We start from the raw sequence: 17,949 nt of genomic DNA, 5'->3' as shown, positions 1-17,949 counted from the left end.
CCTTCGTCACATGTCGAAAATCGTCTCAAGCTATACGACCCTGGCGGCAACATTTATTATTAAACAAGCTCTTAATTGTATTGGTCGTCGATATGGAACGATGCGGGGGTGTATCCGTCTTCGTATAGTTCTTCGAGGAGGTCGTACTGGTCGACATCGGTATCGTAATACTGGTATACCTGGTCGGATGCGAGCACTTTTGCGATAGCAGGGTTGTCGGCCATCCGCTTGTAGGATGGAGTCCCGGCGATGTCGCCGAACATCCACATCATCAGCCATATACCGCCGAACATCGCCGCCATGTATGCATAGGGGCGTATTTTCATCCACAATGTGCGCTTTTGTGGGGCCTGTGCGGTATGTTTCGCCGGCAGACGGTCCATCATCGATGCCGCGAAGGTGTCGAAATATCCTTCCGGCACAGTCATGCCGTCGGTGCGCGGCAGGCGGTCTAATATGTCGTTACGTTCGCGATTCATAATCCACGGAATTTATTCTGAAGGTTTGACAGATTTTAGCGATGGTGGTTTAATCGCCATCAGCAAAATATTGCTCGATTTTTTTTGCGGCGTGGTGGTACGATGCTTTCAGTGCGCCTACCGATGTGCCGAGAATCTCCGACATCTGCTCGTATTTCATCTCGTCGAAGTAGCGCATATTGAATACGAGCCGCTGCTTTTCGGGCAGAGATGCGATGGCTTTGCGCAGGCGCATAGCCAGCTCGTCGCCGTCGATATTTGTGTCGGCCTCGATGAGGTTGACCAGGTGCGATTCCTCGTCGTCGAGCGATATGTTCAGGCGTTTACGCTCCCTGGCGAGAAACGTAATACTCTCGTTGATAGCTATCTTATGAAGCCAAGTCGAGAGCTTGGCATCGCCGCGGAAATTCTCGATGTTGTCCCAGGCTTTCAGAAAGGTATTCTGGAGCAGGTCGTTGGCATCCTCATGGTTTTCGACCATGCGTCGTATCTGCCAGTAAAGGGGTTGCTGGTAGAGGGCTATCACCTCGCCGAATGCGGCTCGGCATTGGGCCGGGTCGCGCAATCGTGCTATAAGGGTAGGGTCGTCCATTCGGGTGTCGTCAGCCATTATTAAACAGGTTCGAAATGTAATTTTCTGCGAAAATACGGATTCTTTTCGTAAATTGCGGATGCAAAATTGTTAAAGTGTTAAAAAACGGAATCCCCTCCCGGGTGTTAATACATTGGGCGTTTCCCCTATTACAACATATTTTTTATAGAGTCATGTAATATAATCAGGATAAGCGATGATGACTTTCGACAATATATTTATTGCGCTGCTTCTTACGCTGATTGCCGGCATGGCTACGGCTATAGGCGCTCTGATGGCATTTTTCACAAAGAAAGGCAACAACCATCATCTTTCCGGCGCGCTCGGGCTATCGGCGGGAGTGATGGTCTATGTGTCGTTTATGGAGCTTGTGCCCGATGCGGTCGAGAGTATGGAGGGTATAGTGGCCGACCCGAAGGTGGCTATGCTGTATGTGTTGCTGAGTTTCTTTGGCGGCATGGCTCTGATAGCTCTTATCGACTGGCTTGTGCCCGAGGATGAGAATCCCCACGAGGTGCACCACGCCCCCGGCATACATCATGATGGCAGCCGGCTGAAGCGTACAGGCATGATGCTCGCCCTGACGATAGGCATACACAATTTCCCTGAGGGCGTGGCTACATTTGTGTCCGGACTCGAGGGTGCCGACATAGCTCTGCCTATCGTGGTCGCTGTGGCTATCCATAATATCCCCGAGGGTATAGCCGTAAGTGTCCCTATACTCCAGGCTACCGGCAATCGCCGCAAAGCCTTCTGGTATAGCGCGCTGTCGGGGCTCGCCGAGCCGGTCGGCGCACTGTTTGCAATGCTGTTTCTTATGCCGATATGGACTCCTGCGGTCAATTCGGTATGCCTTGCCGCTGTCGCCGGCATCATGGTGTATATAGCTTTTGACGAGCTGCTCCCCAACTCCGAGGCCTACGGTCACCATCATTGGGCCATAGGCGGAGTTATCGCCGGCATGGCGATAATGGCTTTCGGGCTGCTCCTGTTCTGATATGGGAGTGCGAGCCTTAGGCCATTGACTGTGGTGGGGATGGGAGTGATAATATCCGTTGTATGGTATCATCCGTGCGGCGGTTTTTCTGTGTGTGCGCCGTAGTGGTTTCGGATTTTCTATTTAGAGTTAAATTTCATTAAGGATTATTGAGAAAATATTTTGATATCGTGATTTCAGATATTATATTTGCGAAAGTTAACAACCAATACATTTCCTGCCATGAAATGCAGTATTCTTTTCCTCATGTTCGCCATTAATCATTAGATAATTGGATGTATGATAATTGCTCATCTGGTTAATTGTATGAATACACAATGATAATCTTTAGAAATTTAAGGGACCTGTTGCTGATGGCAGTAATCTGCCTTGGAGCATTACAGTCTTGTTGTGGCTGCGAAGACTATATTTCTTATGGAACGTTGTGGACGATAAAAAACAATTCGGCCATAACTTTATTGCACTTCAACGTCGATACGGCCCCCGATGGTACATTACAGGTGGCTAAAGGATATGATCAAGATGGGGATTATGGAATATGTACAAGTTATATGTGCAGGCATGAGCCCGGAGGTGTATATAATGTGCATGGTCAGCATCTTGGACGTGAAGATGAAATCAAGTATCACAAAGGATTGAGGATATACTTTGTTGAACTTCCTGAAACTGAGTATAACTTCTTTTTTACTCCGGCAGCCGAAGCCTCTTTTCCTTATTATCTTGCATATAGGGAAGTGACACAGGAGTGGATGGAGGCCCATTATTGGCATATAAACTTCCCGGAGGACTGTACTGTGAATCCTGACTTGTGGAAGATTTACGATCTTGATGCGTTTGTGGAGAAGTACGGCCCGCTCAACGCCAAGGGCTGGGATGAAGTGTGGCAGAAATGGGAGGAAAACAAGCGCACCGGCGAGGTGGAAACCGAGATGGCTGAATTTCCTCCGCTTTATTGCGAATAGCGGACACAACATACGGCGTGTGCTATCACAATAAATGGGGATTGCCGGAGCGCACCGCTGTGTGTAACTTTGCGGCATGAAGAGTTGGAAATCCATGTCGCGGGGCTTCGGGGCTGCCGCGCTGATTTGTGTGGCGGCAAGTCCCGCCACAGTTATGGGCGCCGGAGTGCCCTCGGCCCACCCTGTAGCCTCGGCTGAGCCGTTGGCTTCGTCGGCCGAGTGGGCCGACAGCACAGTGACTCTCGGCGAGGTCGGGGTGACAGCAATCAAGTCGACTACCGGACTCAACCGCCTGCCGCTGGTGGCCACGGTAGTGGGCGAGCGCGAGGTGGAACGGCTCAATATCACAACTATCAAGGGTATGAGCGAGGTGGCCCCCAACTTCTATATTCCCGATTATGGGTCGAGAATGACCTCATCGGTATATATCCGAGGCATCGGGGCGCGCATCGACCAGCCTGTGGTGGGACTCAATGTCGACAATGTGCCATATCTCAACAAGGACAATTTTGATTTCGACCTGAGCGATGTGGAGCGTATCGAGCTGTTGCGCGGTCCGCAGTCGACGCTCTACGGACGCAACACCATGGGTGGACTCATCAATATCTATACACTCTCGCCGCTGAAAGTGCAGGGGCTGCGCACGGTGCTTGAGTATGGCAGTCGCAACAGTCTGCGCGCCGGGGTGTCGTACTACGGGCGCATCAATCCGAATCTCGGCATGGCAGTGAGCGGCAACTACAGTCATACCGACGGATTCTTCCGCAATCAGCACGACGGTCAGAAATGCGATGCCGAGAACCAGGGCTCGCTGAGGTGGAAGACCGTGTGGCATCCGTCGCCCGAGCTGAGGGTGGAGAATACGGCCTCGTTCCAGATATTGAGGCAGGGCGGCTATCCCTACGCCTCCTATGCCATAGGCGAGACTACCGGCAAGATATTCGAGCAGGACGGAATGGCTCCGTATCCGACCGGGAGCGTGAACTACAACGACACATGCTTCTACCGCCGCACGGCTATTGCCGACGGTCTTACTGTGGAATGGCGCCCGGGACGGGTGACGCTGTCGAGCATCACATCGGTGCAGTATCTTGCCGATAATATGACCCTCGACCAGGACTTTCTGCCGCTCGACTTTTTCACACTGACACAGCGCCGTCATGAGTGGGCCGTCACCCAGGACTTTGTGGCCAAGGGCACCGTGGGGAGCCACTACAGCTGGCTTGCCGGTCTGTTTGGATTCCATCGTCATACTTCGATGTGGGCGCCGGTCACATTCAAAGCCGACGGTATCCGCGGACTTATCACGTCGAACATACCGTTGCAGTCGGAGTGGCATGGCGACAGCTTTGTGCTCCACAGCGATTTCTCCAATCCTGTCGACGGTGGCGCCATCTATCACCAGGGCTCGTGGCAGCAGGGGAGGTGGACATTCACTCTCGGTCTGCGTCTCGACGTGGAGCATACGGCTCTTACCTACAACAGCCGCTGTGCCACGGGTGTGACGGTACATGTGCCGATGGGCCCGCTGGGGATACGTCCGGTGAGCCGCGATGTCTCCATCGATGACCACGGACATCTGTCGAAGACTTATGTGGAGTTTCTTCCGAAGATTGCCGCCACATACTCTTTTGGCTCCCGCGGCGAGAGCAATGTCTATGCCTCCATATCGCGCGGATATAAGTCGGGCGGATACAATACACAGATGTTCAGCGATATACTCAAAGACAGACTCCATGGCGAGATTATCCCGGCACAGATGCAGGAGATGCTCGGCATGAAGACCGAGAATTACACTGTGGATGAGGTGGCATCGTACCGCCCCGAGCAGAGCTGGAACTATGAGGTCGGGACCCACCTGTCGCTTCTCGGCGGAAAGCTCACGGCGGAGGGTGCGCTGTTTTTCATACAGTGCCGCGACCAGCAGCTTACAGTATTTCCCGAGGGGAGCGACACCGGACGCCGCATGACCAACGCCGGACGTACACGCAGCTACGGCGGCGAGCTGTCGGTGCGCTGGCGCACTCCTGTCGACGGGCTTAGTGTAAACGGTGCCTACGGATATACCAACGCCTGCTTCCGCAGCTATCGCTCGGGCAATGAAGATTTCCGGGGAAAGCAGATACCGTATGCTCCGCGCAATACTCTTTTCGCCGGTGCCGATTATCGTATCGGAGTAGACAGCAACGTGTTAAATGATGTTATATTTAATGTGAACTGCCGTGGGGTAGGTCGTATCATGTGGGACGACCAGAATACTGTAGAGCAGCCGTTTTATGCGCTCCTGGGGGCTTCCGTCACATTTGAGGGACCTCGCTACTCTCTCTCTCTCTGGGGGGAGAATCTTACCGGAACGCAATATGATACGTTTTATTTCGTTTCTATAGGAAACTCCTTTGTACAGCGCGGCAAACCGTGCCAGCTCGGAGCTACATTGCGAATGAAATTCTGAAACCGAACATTATTATGAATCTGACAAAAATTTTATTTATCGGGGCACTTGCCACAGCCGCTCTCTCATCATGCACCAGCAGTGAAGAACCAAGCTATGTGCAGACTCTACCCCGCACTATGCTTGTGACTACTGTCGACAACTCGACGTCGCAGACCCATACCACTCTCACCTCGGCCAATGTAGGGCTCGACCTCTACAACAACACTACGGCCACATTCTCCATTGCCAACGTGCGCATGCCCAACGATGCGATGAAGGGAATCAGCGCCGGTCCGATGAAGTATACAGCCAACTCCATCAGCTACACATTTGTTCCGCAGGCCACCACTACATTTACCGGTGTGAGCGATCCGTCGATATTCCAGTTCTATATGGGAGGTGTGAATCTGACAAACTCTCGTCTTGACATAGTCGACGGCGATGTATCAGTGCTCGGCTACAGCCACAGCATGTATCTGTTTACTTCGGCTACCATAACCGGCAGCGCTACCCCCGTAACTACTGTCGATGCCAAGAAGAATGTGGTACAGGTGCTTATCCAGAACGGAGAGGCTGACCGCCAGTACAAGGCTACAATCTACTGGATGAATCCAGAGTTTGACAACAGTGTGAAGATTGAGGAAGGAACAACACTCGGCATTGACAAACTTGTACCTGTCATCGATCCCTCAGCCGGCACTCTCACAATCTCCGGAGGCTCTGACGCTCCTATCGTGCCCAAGCGCGTAGAGAGGGGCTCATCGACTCTCACAACCGAGATGACCGAGTACAAGATTAGCAATGTTGTGCTTACTGTAAGTGATTTCGCCAACACAGGCGGTCGACTGACTTTCGACTTCGAGTATACTCCGAAGCCTGCCGAAGGCGACGAGGAAGTGCCTGTGACTACCACATACCACTTCAGCGGAGTACTTCGCGAGGCTCCGGCCAATATGTAGCCACTGCTACTGATGATAATATTATCGGTCGCGCCCGGTCTGGAATCAATCCAAGCCGGGCGCGATTGCGTTAACGGGGATGGAGTAGGGTCAATCGTCCTCCTCGTCGTATATCTGGCGTTCGAGGAAAAATCGTTTTGTAAACAGGAAGAACAGAGCCGTGCCTGCTCCCTGCATTATGGCGGTGGACCAGAATGCCGCACTGTAGCCGGCGTACTCTACCAGCATTCCGCCGGCGAGGATGCCTATGCCCATGCCGCAGTCCCATGCCGTGAGTATCGACGAGTTGGCAGTGCCGCGCTGGTCGTGGCGTGCCACTTTCACAAACATGGTCAGCATGGCCGGATACATATGGCCGTTGCCAAGGCCTATGAGTATGGCCGACAGAAAGTAGGCCCAAGGCTGCTCTACAGCCGCAAACAGAGCGTATCCCACAAGCGACAATGTCACCCCTTCGGCGCAATTGGCCGTCAGTTTGCCCTGGCGGAGGGCTTTCGCTCCCTGCAGGCGCGATGCAAACAGTCCGAATGACAGCAGCATGAAGAATATGCCTGTGCCGTTGGTCATCTCCAGCTGCTCCTTGCCGTAGATTGCCACATAGTTGCTCATTACACCCCAGCACATGCCGAACATGGCAATGTTGACTGCCATCAGCCATGCGCGTGTGAGAAAAAATCGGTCGAGGCTCATCTTCGGCTTGTTGCGCATCACATGGCGCTGAGGTATCTTTATGCGTGACACTGAGTAGAATCCGGCCATCGCCAGCACAAGGGCTATCCAGAAGAGCATTTCGAAATTGTCGGTGGCGGAGTATATGTAGATTCCGGCTGTCGGAGCGAATGCCATGGCCAGGTTATTGCTAAGCCCGTAGTATCCTATCCCCTCGTTGCGTCGCTCCGACGGGAGCACATCCATGGCCACGGTGCTGTTGGCCACGGTGACGGCTCCGAATGGCAGTCCGTGGAGTGTGCGCACGATTGCAAACATAAGCATTGTGCCGGCACCGATGTACCCCCAGAAGAGTATGAAAAAGAAGAAGAAACATATTACCAGCACCTTCTTGCGGTTGAACGTGTCGACAATGAATCCGCTGAACGGGCGTATGAGCAGGGCGGCAATGACATATCCCGAGAGGACTACGCCGATGAGGTCTTTGTCGGCGTTGAACTGTGCGTCGAGGTATATCGGGAGCAATGGCGTCAGCAGGTAGAAGGAGAAGAATAGCAGGAAGTTTCCTGCCATGGCCCGCATGTAGTTGGCGTTCCATAGCTGTGTGTCCGCGTCATTATCAGTGCGTATGCCGGTGGTCATAGGTCTTATATATTAATTAATGTGTGTACGGTAGAGTTGGCGAAACGGCGTGCAAAGTTAATAAGCACGTCTCTTTCTGTCAAGTTTTTGGTGTCGCGTAAGACGGTTGTGAGTTGAGAGATATAGAATGTAACAAAATTGTAATTAACTAAGTATTAACAGAATGACTTAATTAATGTGAAAGAGGGGTAAAACTGACCAATAATTCCGATAAAATCAATGTTTTGCGCACAAATCGGCCGTTTGTGCATAAAAAAGTTTTAGTAATTCGATTAAAATTACTTACTTTGCACTGCAAAATCGCAAATCATTAATAATTAAAATTTATAACTATGTCTGAAATTGCATCTCGAGTAAAGGCTATCATCGCCGACAAGCTCAATGTTGATGAAACCGAAGTAACCGAAAACGCAGAGTTCACCAAGGACCTCGGCGCAGACAGCCTCGACACCGTAGAGCTCATCATGGAGTTTGAGAAGGAGTTTGGTATTTCTATTCCCGATGACAAGGCCGAAGGCATCACCACTGTAAAGGACGCTATCGACTTTATCGAAGAGGCTAAGAAGTAATTCAGCCTTCCGCTCCCAACAAAACAGACTCAAATCTAACCTCACTAAATGGAATTAAAGAGAGTTGTCGTAACAGGACTTGGAACCCTCAATCCGCTTGGCAATGACGTGGATACCACGTGGAAAAATGCCGTTGACGGAGTGAGCGGCGCCGGCCCTATTACACATTTTGACGCCTCTAAGTTCAAGACACAGTTTGCCTGCGAGGTTAAGGACTTCAATACCAACGATTATTTTGATCGTAAGAAAGCCCGTCAGCTCGACCTCTACGCGCAGTACGCGATTGTAGCGGCCAAGCAGGCAATCGATGACGCGGCCCTCAACAGCGAGGGAATCGACAAGAACCGCGTCGGTGTCATCGTGGCAGCCGGCATCGGCGGTCTGCATACCTTTGAAGAGGAAGCAGGCTACTTTGCCCTCCACGGCGAAGAGCAGGGGCCAAAATACAATCCTTTCTTCATCCCCAAGATGATTGCCGACATCGCGAGCGGTCATATCTCGATGGAGTATGGCTACCACGGCCCCAACTACGGCGTGGTATCGGCTTGCGCCACATCGACCAACGCAATCATCGACGCGTACAACCTTATCCGTCTCGGAAAGGCTGACGCGATTGTCACCGGCGGTGCTGAGGCCGCCATCTATCCTGCCGGGGTAGGTGGATTCAACTCGATGCACGCCCTTTCTACACGCAACGACAGCCCTGCTACCGCTTCGCGTCCGTTCAGCGCATCGCGCGACGGATTCGTAATGGGCGAGGGTTCCGCAGTGCTCATCCTCGAAGAGCTTGAGCATGCAAAGGCTCGTGGCGCCAAGATTTACGCCGAAGTAGTAGGCGGGGGAATGTCGGCCGACGCATACCATCTCACAGCTACCCATCCCGAAGGCCTGGGTGCAAAGCTGGTGATGGAGAATGCGCTCGAGGACGCAGAGATGAAGCCTGAGGATATTGACTATATCAACGTGCACGGCACGTCGACTCCCGTAGGCGACAAGTCGGAGGTGAAAGCAATCAAAGAGGTGTTTGGCGATCATGCCTACAAGCTCAATATCAGCTCCACCAAATCGATGACCGGCCACCTTCTCGGTGCTACCGGTGCGCTTGAGGCACTGTTCTGCATCAAGGCGGTACAGGACGATATCGTTCCTCCTACCATCAACCATGCTGACGATGACCTCGACGAGGAGATTGATTATAATCTCAACTTTACTTTCAACAAAGCCCAGAAGCGCACAGTCAACGCCGCTCTGTCGAATACATTCGGCTTCGGTGGTCACAACGCTTCTCTGATTGTGAAGAAGTACGCTGAGTAATGCATGACGTGCGCGCCCCGGTGCCGCACTTTCATGACGATATAACTTACGCAGAGGCGAGGCCGCAGGCTTCGCCTCTGTTGCGTTCAGGCTGTCCGGGATATATGATGCCATGTTGCCGAGCGATTGCTCTTGTCGCATAAGTTTCGTATATTTGTCCCATCCTCCGGATGTTATTAAACAAGCTATAAACAAGCTCTAATGCAAATTTCAATACAGCCCATGTCAACATTGCCTTATACCTTTAATATAATAGTGGCGGCCGGCAGCGGCTCGCGTTTCGGAGCCGACATGCCCAAGCAGTTCTGTATGCTGGCGGGTCGGCCGGTACTGTTTCATACGATAGAGGCATTCCGCAATGCTTTGCCCGACGGTGGGATTCTGCTGGTGCTCAGCGAAAGCCATGTGGATATGTGGCATGACTTGTGCCGGCAGTTTGACTTTGAGTCGCCTGATATAGTGTGTGGCGGTTCGAGCCGTTGGGAGTCGGTAAGGAATGCTGTGATGGCTTTGCATGTAGAGAAGCCCGGCAGTGTGATTACCGTGCACGACGGAGCGCGTCCTCTGGTAAGCGCGTCGGTCATACATGAGGCCGTCGAGGCTGCATGCATGCCGGGGATTGACGGCGCTGTGCCTGCGATTGCGGTGACCGATTCGATAAGGATGCTGGACGACGATGGGTCGTCGGCGCCGCTTGCCCGTCAGCGCCTGCGTGCCGTTCAGACTCCGCAGGCTTTCCCTGCCGACCTGTTGAGGGAAGCATACGGATTGCCGTTCTCTCCGGATTTTACCGACGATGCTTCGGTAATGGCTACGTACGGCCATGGAAATATAATGCTTACCGAGGGGTCGGCCGAGAATATCAAGATAACGCATCGCGCCGACCTTGCTCTTGCTGAATTCATACTTGAGGGGCGGCGTTGACCTGCTGTAGGGATTTTATTAAGCACGCTCTTAACTCAGGATATAGAGAGACGGATGGACAGACTGCGCAACAGCAATGTGATGTATCTGCGGGGTATCGGCCCTAAACGTGCCGAGCTGCTCGACAAGCAGCTTGGCATACGCAGTTATCGCGATTTGCTGTATCATTTCCCTACGCGTTATCTCGATCGTTCGGCGGTATATCGTGTGGCCGACTTCGACGGTGATATGCCTATGGTGCAGGTCAGGGGGCGGTTTATTACCATGACCGAGCAGGGAGAAGGTGCCAAGCGCAGGCTTGTCGGGCTTTTTTCCGACGGGTCGCAGATGATGGAGGTAGTGTGGTTTCGCCGTATAAAGCAGATAAAGGAGGCATACCATGTCAATACTGAATATATTCTGTTTGGAAAGCCGGAGTCGTTCAACGGGCGCTGGTCGATGGTGCATCCCGAGATTGACACGCCACAGTCGCTTACGGCGGCGCAGGGGATGCGTGGGGTATACCCGCTTACCGAGAAGCTGTCGGCCCAGGGGATAGGCTCACGCCAGATATTCGGATGGGTGCAGGCCGTGTTGGCCGCGACACCTTCTGTCAGGGAGACTTTGCCGCAGTCGCTTGTGGTGCGTCTGGGTTTGCCGGAATTGCGGCAGGCGCTACATGATATACACAATCCCCCATCTAATGAGCGGCTGCAGGCGGCGCGTCTGAGGCTGAAGTTTGAAGAACTGTTTTATCTGCAACTCGATATTCTGCGCTACAGCCGTAAGCGCAGTGCGTCAATAGGAGGATTCCGGTTTGGTAGAGTGGGGGATTACTTCAACCGTTTTTACTTCGAGCAGCTGCCGTTTCCGCTTACCGGAGCACAGAAGCGCGTGATAAAAGAGATAAGGAGTGATATGGGGAGCGGGCGACAGATGAACCGTCTGCTTCAGGGTGATGTGGGTAGCGGCAAGACGCTTGTCGCGCTTCTGACCATGCTTATCGCTCTTGACAACGGATATCAGGCTTGCCTGATGGCTCCGACCGAGATATTGGCGACTCAGCATTATGAGACTGTCAGCAAACTTGTGGCGCCTCTCGGGATAAATGTGCGTCTGCTCACCGGTTCGACCCGCAAGAAGGAGCGTGATATAACCCATGGTCAGCTACAGGATGGCAGCCTGCATATACTGATAGGCACACACGCGGTGATTGAGGACAATGTGCAGTTTCGCAATCTCGGATTTGTGGTAATCGACGAGCAGCATCGTTTCGGGGTGGCGCAGCGGGCACGCCTGTGGAAAAAAAACTCGGTGCCGCCCCATGTTCTTGTCATGACAGCCACACCTATCCCGCGTACGCTCGCCATGACGGTATACGGCGATCTCAGTGTGTCGGTTATCGACGAACTCCCACCTGGCCGTAAGCCGGTGACCACACTCCTGCGCTATGACGATAATCGTGAACAGGTGTTCAGATCGGTCGGGCGTGAACTTGCTGCCGGGCGCCAGGTATATGTTGTGTATCCTCTCATACAGGAGAATGAAAAACTTGACCTTAAGTGTCTTGAAGAAGGATATGAAAGTATTTGCGAGACGTTTCCGAGCTATAAGGTGAGTTTTGTACATGGCAGGATGAAGCCTGCGGCCAAGGATTACCAGATGCAGCAGTTTGCTTCCGGAGAGTCGCGGATACTTGTGGCGACGACCGTAATCGAGGTCGGGGTAAATGTGCCTAATGCATCGGTGATGATAATCGAGAATGCCGAGCGCTTCGGCCTGTCGCAGCTGCATCAGTTGCGCGGGCGAGTGGGGCGCGGAGCAGCCCAGAGCTTCTGCATACTGATGTCAAAGCGCAAGATTGCAGCCGACACTAAAGCGCGTCTTGAGGTGATGACCTCGACAACCGACGGTTTTGTGATTGCCGAAGCCGATATGAAGATGCGTGGGCCGGGTGATATCGAGGGTACAATGCAGAGTGGCATCGCTTTTGACCTTAAGATTGCCGACCTTGCCCGTGACGGGCAGATTGTGGAACTTGCCAGGCGCGAGGCGGAAGCTATGCTTGACGAGGACCCTTCGTTGTCGATGCCCGAGCATGCGGTGGCGGCACGTGAGTTGTCGATACATACATCGCGTGCGGTAGACTGGTCGCGAATAAGTTGATATATCAAGCGCTGTTGAAGAAATGTTTTTTAACTATTGTTTAAATGCGGGTAACACATCCGTAGATGCTGTTGTTTAAAACATGCTGTAAAACATATTTTTGTAAATTGTTGATTCACTGGGTGTTGCAATCTGATTTTGGATATGGATGTATCTTTTCACACTTTTTAGGCTGCCATTTTAGCCTTAAACGGGCAGAAAGTGTTATATTTGGGAAACGGATAATAGAAATGTTAAAAAACTAACACTCATGGAGCAGACCTTAGTAATACTGAAACCTGCGGCAGTACACCGCCATATAATGGGCGAAGTCATATCACGCTTTGAAAATAAGGGTCTATACATCACCGGAATGAAGATGATGCAGCTTGACGAAACCATCTTGCGTGAGCATTATGCCCACTTGGTTGACAGACCTTTCTTCCCCTGGATACTGGAATCGATGATGGCGGCTCCGGTAGTCGTGATGTGTGTCGAAGGCAAGGATGCTGTCGAAGTAGTACGACTGATGGTCGGTGCCACAAACGGACGTAAGGCGCTTCCCGGCACCATACGCGGCGATTTCTCTATGAGCGGTCAGGAAAATATCGTTCATGCTTCCGACAGCATTGAGAATGCGCAGATTGAACTGGCGCGATTCTTCAAAAAGGAAGAGATACTCTCTTACAGACCGTCGGACCTGAGATTCTATTATGCTCCGGACGAATCGATGTAACGACAAAAAAACGAATAATATAAAATGCAGTTCAATATAGTAAAAATCTCAGCCTCATTACTTTTAGGATTAGCAGCAATATTACCGGCTACGGCGCAGGACTTGCGTCGCCCGGCCCAGCATAACGCCAACCACGAGGATCTCCTCGCCATGCAGAAAACAATATCTTCTGAAATAAAACTTCAGGAGACCCTCGATTATATGGATGGCATTTTCAAGGAGGAAGAAGCTCCTGAAAACGACCTTTACGAGACTTATAAGAACGACCGTACGGTCAATCCGTTCCGTAATAGCGAAGTGCCGGAAACCGCAACTATCGATGTAAGCGAGTTCTGTATGCCTACTATGGGATATGTGACATCGCCCTATGGCTATCGTCCGCGTTTCCGTCGCATGCACAAGGGTATTGACCTTAAGGTGCAGATTGGCGATACAATCCGTGCCGCATTCTCCGGTTATGTGCGTCTTACCAACTTTGAGCGTCGCGGTTATGGAAATTATGTGATTCTGAGCCATAACGACGGATTTGAGACTATTTACGGCCACCTGTCGAAATTTCTCGTGAAATCCGGACAGTATGTTAAGGCCGGTACTCCGATTGCTCTTGGCGGCAATACCGGGCGCTCGACAGGTCCGCACCTGCATTTCGAGACCCGTTTCATGGGATACGCCATCAATCCCGCGGCTATATTTGACTTCGAGAACAAGACTACCCATACCGATACGTATACATTCAACAAGTCAACCTTCAAGAATGCCCGCGACTACTCTCCGAGGAGCCGTACTTCGAAATCGCTTGCATCCGGAAAGCGTGCAAAGTCTACCGGAGGTACTTATATAGTAAGAAAAGGTGATAATCTCGGCAAAATCGCACGTGCTCACGGCACTACCGTAGCTGCGATAAAGAGAGCCAACGGACTGAAGAGCGACAATCTGTCGATAGGACAGCGCCTGAAACTGTAGGATATACTTTGAGAGTTTGTCTGAAATATGTCGCCGTTGGCGATGTAAAAATAATACCAGGGAAGATATTTTGTCAAGCACAGTATCTTCCCTGTTTTTTTATAGAAACGATTTATTGTTAAGTATGAAACGAATTATTATTGCCGCCGGCATGATGTCTTTTGCCATGTCGACAGTGTGGAGTGCATCACGTGGCCCGATAGTGGCCAACCCGATTAATCTGAATTATAAATTTGGCCTGAATGAGGGCGATGGTAAGCCCTGGCGTGAGGCCGCCGACCCTGTCGTCGAGATGTGGGGCGACGATTATTATTTGTTTGCATCGAAGTCGAGCGGATACTGGCGCTCTCATAATCTTGCCGACTGGGAGTATATCGCGGCTCCGTCGATAGGGACTATCAATGAATATGCACCTACCGTATGTGCTATTGACGGTTATCTTTATTATATGGCTTCGGATGTAAACCGTATTTTCCGCACATCAACTCCTGCCGACGGTGCTTCATGGAGTGAAGTCGAATGCCGGTTCAAGATAGGACAGCACGACCCGTGCCTGTGGCAGGATGATGACAAGAGGGTATATCTCTATTGGGGATGCCATGACAAGGAGCCTATCTATGGAGTGGAGGTTGATGTTGCAAACGGTTTTTCTCCAATCGGCGCCCCTGTGGTGCTGATTGACCATAATATTGACAGCTATGGATGGGAGGTGCCCGGCAACAATAATGAGGAGACATTTCATAACGGATGGAACGAAGGTCCGGCCATGATAAAGCATGACGGGAAATATTACCTTCAGTATGCGGCTCCTGGCACTCAGTTCCGCACATATGGAGATGGTGTATATGTCGGCGACTCGCCTCTCGGGCCTTTTGAGGCAATGGAGAGCAATCCGTTTTCGTTTAAGCCGGGTGGGTTTATTGGTGGAGCTGGACATGGACATACATTCCGCGACCGTTATGGCAATATGTGGCATGTAGCTACAATGAAGATTTCCGAACGTCATATGTTTGAGCGTCGACTTGCATTATTCCCTGTAGCACTTGACAGCAAGTCGCATACGATGCGTGCCTTTACCGAATGGTCGGACTATCCGTTTATGATTCCGCAGCAGAAATTTGACCCTTCAAGGAGGTCACTTTCTCTGGGGTATAAACAACTTGCGGCAAAGGCAGTGGCAAAGGCTTCGTCGTCGGCTTCAGGGCATGATGCCTCATATGGAGCAGATGATGTGGTAGAGACCTGGTGGGCTGCCGAATCGGGCAGTGCCGGGGAATGGCTGGAGCTTGACTTGGGGCGTCAGTGCCGTATCGAGGCTGTTCAGCCTAATTTTGCAGATGACGGCATGCCGCTGATGCGTAAGGCCACATCGCCTATGATATATGCGTATCATATAGAGGCATCGGACGACGGACTGAGCTGGACTACATTTGTCGACCGCAGCGGGAATACTACTGAAGATATGCCACATGAACTTGTTGTGCTCGACAAGCCTGTGAAAGCCAGATATGTGCGCATTGTGAATGACCGGGATATCGAGGGGCGCTTCTCATTGTTTGATTTGAGGTTGTTTGGCAGTGACGGTAAGAAAACTCTTAACAAGGTGGTAAAACATTCTGCGGTTAGAAATTCTGATGACAGGCGCCGGATAGCTGTAAAATGGGACGCTGTGCCCGGTGCTGAACGCTACATTGTGCGTTGGGGGATAGCCGGCAGCGGAGTGTTGAATAATTCGGCCGAGGTAGCGTCAGGAACCGAACTTGAGGCCGGATGGTATAACCGAGATTCCGACTACGATTTCGAAGTGAGGGCGTATTGATAAGAGTCGGTTAGACAATTAAAATTATTAAACGAGCTCTAAAGAGGATGTATGAGCGTGGAAATTTATTAACTTTGCATTCAGAAAACTACAATCATAAAATAAATCAGAAATGGCAAAGAAAGCACTCCTTATGATACTCGACGGATGGGGCATCGGCAACCATTCGAAGGGTGACGTGATATTCAACACGCCTACTCCCTATTGGGATTCTCTCGTAAATACATATCCTCATTCACAGCTTCAGGCATCGGGTGAGAATGTTGGTCTGCCCGACGGCCAGATGGGTAACTCTGAGGTTGGCCATCTTAATATCGGTGCCGGACGTGTGGTATATCAGGACCTTGTAAAAATCAACAAGGCATGCAAAGACGGTTCGATACTGAAGAACCCCGAAATCGTGAATGCATTCAGCTATGCCCGCGACAACGGAAAGGCCATTCACTTCATGGGTCTTACCTCGAATGGCGGCGTACACTCTTCGCTTGACCATCTTTTCGCTCTGTGCGACATCGCCAAGGAGTATGGCCTGGAAAAGGTATATATCCACTGCTTTATGGATGGCCGTGACACAGACCCCCGCAGCGGAAAAGGATTTATCGAGGAACTTGATGCATATTGCGCCAAGTCGGCCGGAAAGATTGCATCGATTATCGGCCGCTACTATGCCATGGACCGCGACAAGCGCTGGGAGCGTGTAAAGGAGGCTTATGACCTGCTTGTAAACGGTGTTGGCAAAAAGAGCCAGGATATGGTTAAGGCCATGCAGGAGTCGTATGATGCCGATGTTACCGACGAGTTTGTAAAGCCGATTGTAAACGAGACTGTCGACGGTACAATCAAAGACGGTGATGCAGTAATCTTCTTCAACTACCGCAATGACCGTGCCAAGGAACTTACTACTGTGCTTACTCAGCATGACATGCCTGAGGCAGGAATGCACACAATCCCCAATCTGCAATATTATTGCATGACTCCTTACGACGCTTCGTTTACAGGCGTGCATATCCTTTTCGACAAGGAGAATGTGACCAATACTCTGGGTGAGTATCTTTCATCGCTTGACAAGAAGCAGCTCCACATCGCCGAGACCGAGAAGTATGCACATGTGACATTCTTCTTCAATGGCGGTCGCGAAGCTCCCTACGAAGGTGAGGAGCGCATACTTGTGGCTTCGCCCAAGGTAGCTACTTACGACCTCAAGCCTGAGATGAGCGCCTATGAGGTGAAGGATAAACTTGTGGATGCAATCAAGAGTCAGGAATACGACTTTATCGTAGTCAACTATGCTAACGGCGATATGGTAGGACATACCGGCGTATATGAGGCTATAGAAAAAGCAGTAAAGGCTGTCGACGATTGTGTCAAAGATACTGTAGAGGCTGCAAAGGCTGCTGATTATGAGGTCATCATCATTGCTGACCATGGCAATGCCGATAACGCAATCAATGCTGACGGCACTCCCAATACAGCACATTCGCTCAATCCTGTGCCTTGTATCTATGTGACAGAGCGCAAGGATGCTCATGTAGAGGACGGTCGTCTTGCTGATGTGGCTCCCACTATACTTAAGATTATGGGTATAGCCCAGCCGTCGGAAATGACCGGTCATGCTTTGATTGACTGATTGATTATATCGTCATAAAAGATTGATTCTCCCGTTTACAGCTATTGTAGACGGGAGTTTTTTTTAAGACCCCGTTCCCCAATATTTGTTAACGCTGGGGTCGCATATCTCTGAGTGATTTTTGTCTTGTGATGATGGA

Annotated in this window: 15 protein-coding genes; 12 read left to right on the top strand and 3 right to left on the bottom strand. The window is 51.3% G+C overall.

The features are described 5' to 3' along the window. Positions 1 to 71: 71 nt before the first annotated feature. Together K2I50_RS10845 and K2I50_RS10840 are read right to left on the bottom strand one after the other, a co-directional pair. On the bottom strand, positions 72 to 479 hold the full coding sequence (locus K2I50_RS10845) for a hypothetical protein (protein WP_301026364.1): 408 nt from the start codon (positions 477 to 479) through the stop codon (positions 72 to 74). 49 nt (positions 480 to 528) lie between these two features. Next, positions 529 to 1,089, bottom strand: coding sequence for an RNA polymerase sigma factor (locus tag K2I50_RS10840; protein WP_301026363.1), 561 nt, complete (start codon positions 1,087 to 1,089; stop codon positions 529 to 531). 178 nt (positions 1,090 to 1,267) lie between these two features. On the opposite strand from K2I50_RS10840, the gene zupT reads away from it, so the two are divergent. The 4 genes from zupT (at position 1,268) to K2I50_RS10820 (ending at position 6,423) form a co-directional block, all read left to right on the top strand. Further along, a complete protein-coding gene (gene zupT / locus K2I50_RS10835; RefSeq protein WP_367279103.1) occupies positions 1,268 to 2,068 on the top strand; it encodes a zinc transporter ZupT in 801 nt (266 codons plus the stop codon). A 317-nt stretch (positions 2,069 to 2,385) separates the two neighbouring features. Continuing rightward, positions 2,386 to 3,030: a hypothetical protein gene (locus tag K2I50_RS10830; protein ID WP_301026362.1), complete on the top strand. Its 645-nt coding sequence runs from the start codon at positions 2,386 to 2,388 to the stop codon at positions 3,028 to 3,030. Between the two features lie 76 nt (positions 3,031 to 3,106). Continuing rightward, positions 3,107 to 5,482, top strand: a complete 2,376-nt coding sequence (locus K2I50_RS10825) for a TonB-dependent receptor (protein WP_301026361.1) — start codon at positions 3,107 to 3,109, stop codon at positions 5,480 to 5,482. Positions 5,483 to 5,496: 14 nt separating this feature from the next. After that, on the top strand, positions 5,497 to 6,423 hold the full coding sequence (locus tag K2I50_RS10820) for a hypothetical protein (RefSeq protein ID WP_301026360.1): 927 nt from the start codon (positions 5,497 to 5,499) through the stop codon (positions 6,421 to 6,423). 90 nt (positions 6,424 to 6,513) lie between these two features. Here K2I50_RS10820 and K2I50_RS10815 read toward each other — a convergent pair whose 3' ends face one another. Then, positions 6,514 to 7,734, bottom strand: coding sequence for an MFS transporter (locus K2I50_RS10815; protein WP_301026359.1), 1,221 nt, complete (start codon positions 7,732 to 7,734; stop codon positions 6,514 to 6,516). A gap of 332 nt (positions 7,735 to 8,066) precedes the next feature. Between K2I50_RS10815 and K2I50_RS10810 the strand changes: the two genes are divergently transcribed. From K2I50_RS10810 to gpmI, 8 genes are all read left to right on the top strand, one after another. Next, positions 8,067 to 8,303, top strand: a complete 237-nt coding sequence (locus K2I50_RS10810; RefSeq protein ID WP_068961348.1) for an acyl carrier protein — start codon at positions 8,067 to 8,069, stop codon at positions 8,301 to 8,303. Between the two features lie 48 nt (positions 8,304 to 8,351). After that, positions 8,352 to 9,617, top strand: a complete 1,266-nt coding sequence (fabF, locus tag K2I50_RS10805) for a beta-ketoacyl-ACP synthase II (protein WP_301026358.1) — start codon at positions 8,352 to 8,354, stop codon at positions 9,615 to 9,617. 222 nt (positions 9,618 to 9,839) lie between these two features. Continuing rightward, complete coding sequence (locus tag K2I50_RS10800; RefSeq protein WP_301026357.1) at positions 9,840 to 10,541, top strand: IspD/TarI family cytidylyltransferase; 702 nt, start codon at positions 9,840 to 9,842, stop codon at positions 10,539 to 10,541. A 54-nt stretch (positions 10,542 to 10,595) separates the two neighbouring features. Then, on the top strand, positions 10,596 to 12,686 hold the full coding sequence (gene recG, locus K2I50_RS10795) for an ATP-dependent DNA helicase RecG (RefSeq protein WP_301026356.1): 2,091 nt from the start codon (positions 10,596 to 10,598) through the stop codon (positions 12,684 to 12,686). Positions 12,687 to 12,936: 250 nt separating this feature from the next. Continuing rightward, positions 12,937 to 13,401 carry a nucleoside-diphosphate kinase gene (ndk, locus tag K2I50_RS10790; RefSeq protein ID WP_301026355.1) on the top strand — a complete coding sequence of 155 codons (465 nt, stop codon included), beginning with the start codon at positions 12,937 to 12,939 and terminating at the stop codon, positions 13,399 to 13,401. A gap of 24 nt (positions 13,402 to 13,425) precedes the next feature. Beyond that, positions 13,426 to 14,364, top strand: coding sequence for a LysM peptidoglycan-binding domain-containing M23 family metallopeptidase (locus tag K2I50_RS10785; protein ID WP_301026354.1), 939 nt, complete (start codon positions 13,426 to 13,428; stop codon positions 14,362 to 14,364). A 124-nt stretch (positions 14,365 to 14,488) separates the two neighbouring features. Next, entirely contained in the window at positions 14,489 to 16,183 is a 1,695-nt protein-coding gene (locus K2I50_RS10780) for a family 43 glycosylhydrolase (RefSeq protein WP_301026353.1), read from the top strand. Between the two features lie 112 nt (positions 16,184 to 16,295). Continuing rightward, positions 16,296 to 17,810 (top strand): 2,3-bisphosphoglycerate-independent phosphoglycerate mutase, encoded by a 1,515-nt coding sequence (gpmI, locus tag K2I50_RS10775; RefSeq protein WP_301026352.1) that lies wholly within the window; start codon positions 16,296 to 16,298, stop codon positions 17,808 to 17,810. Positions 17,811 to 17,949 lie beyond the last annotated feature (139 nt).

Source organism: Muribaculum sp., assembly GCF_029051885.1.
Lineage (GTDB): Bacteria > Bacteroidota > Bacteroidia > Bacteroidales > Muribaculaceae > Muribaculum.
This window is presented reverse-complemented; position numbering and strand designations above follow the sequence as displayed.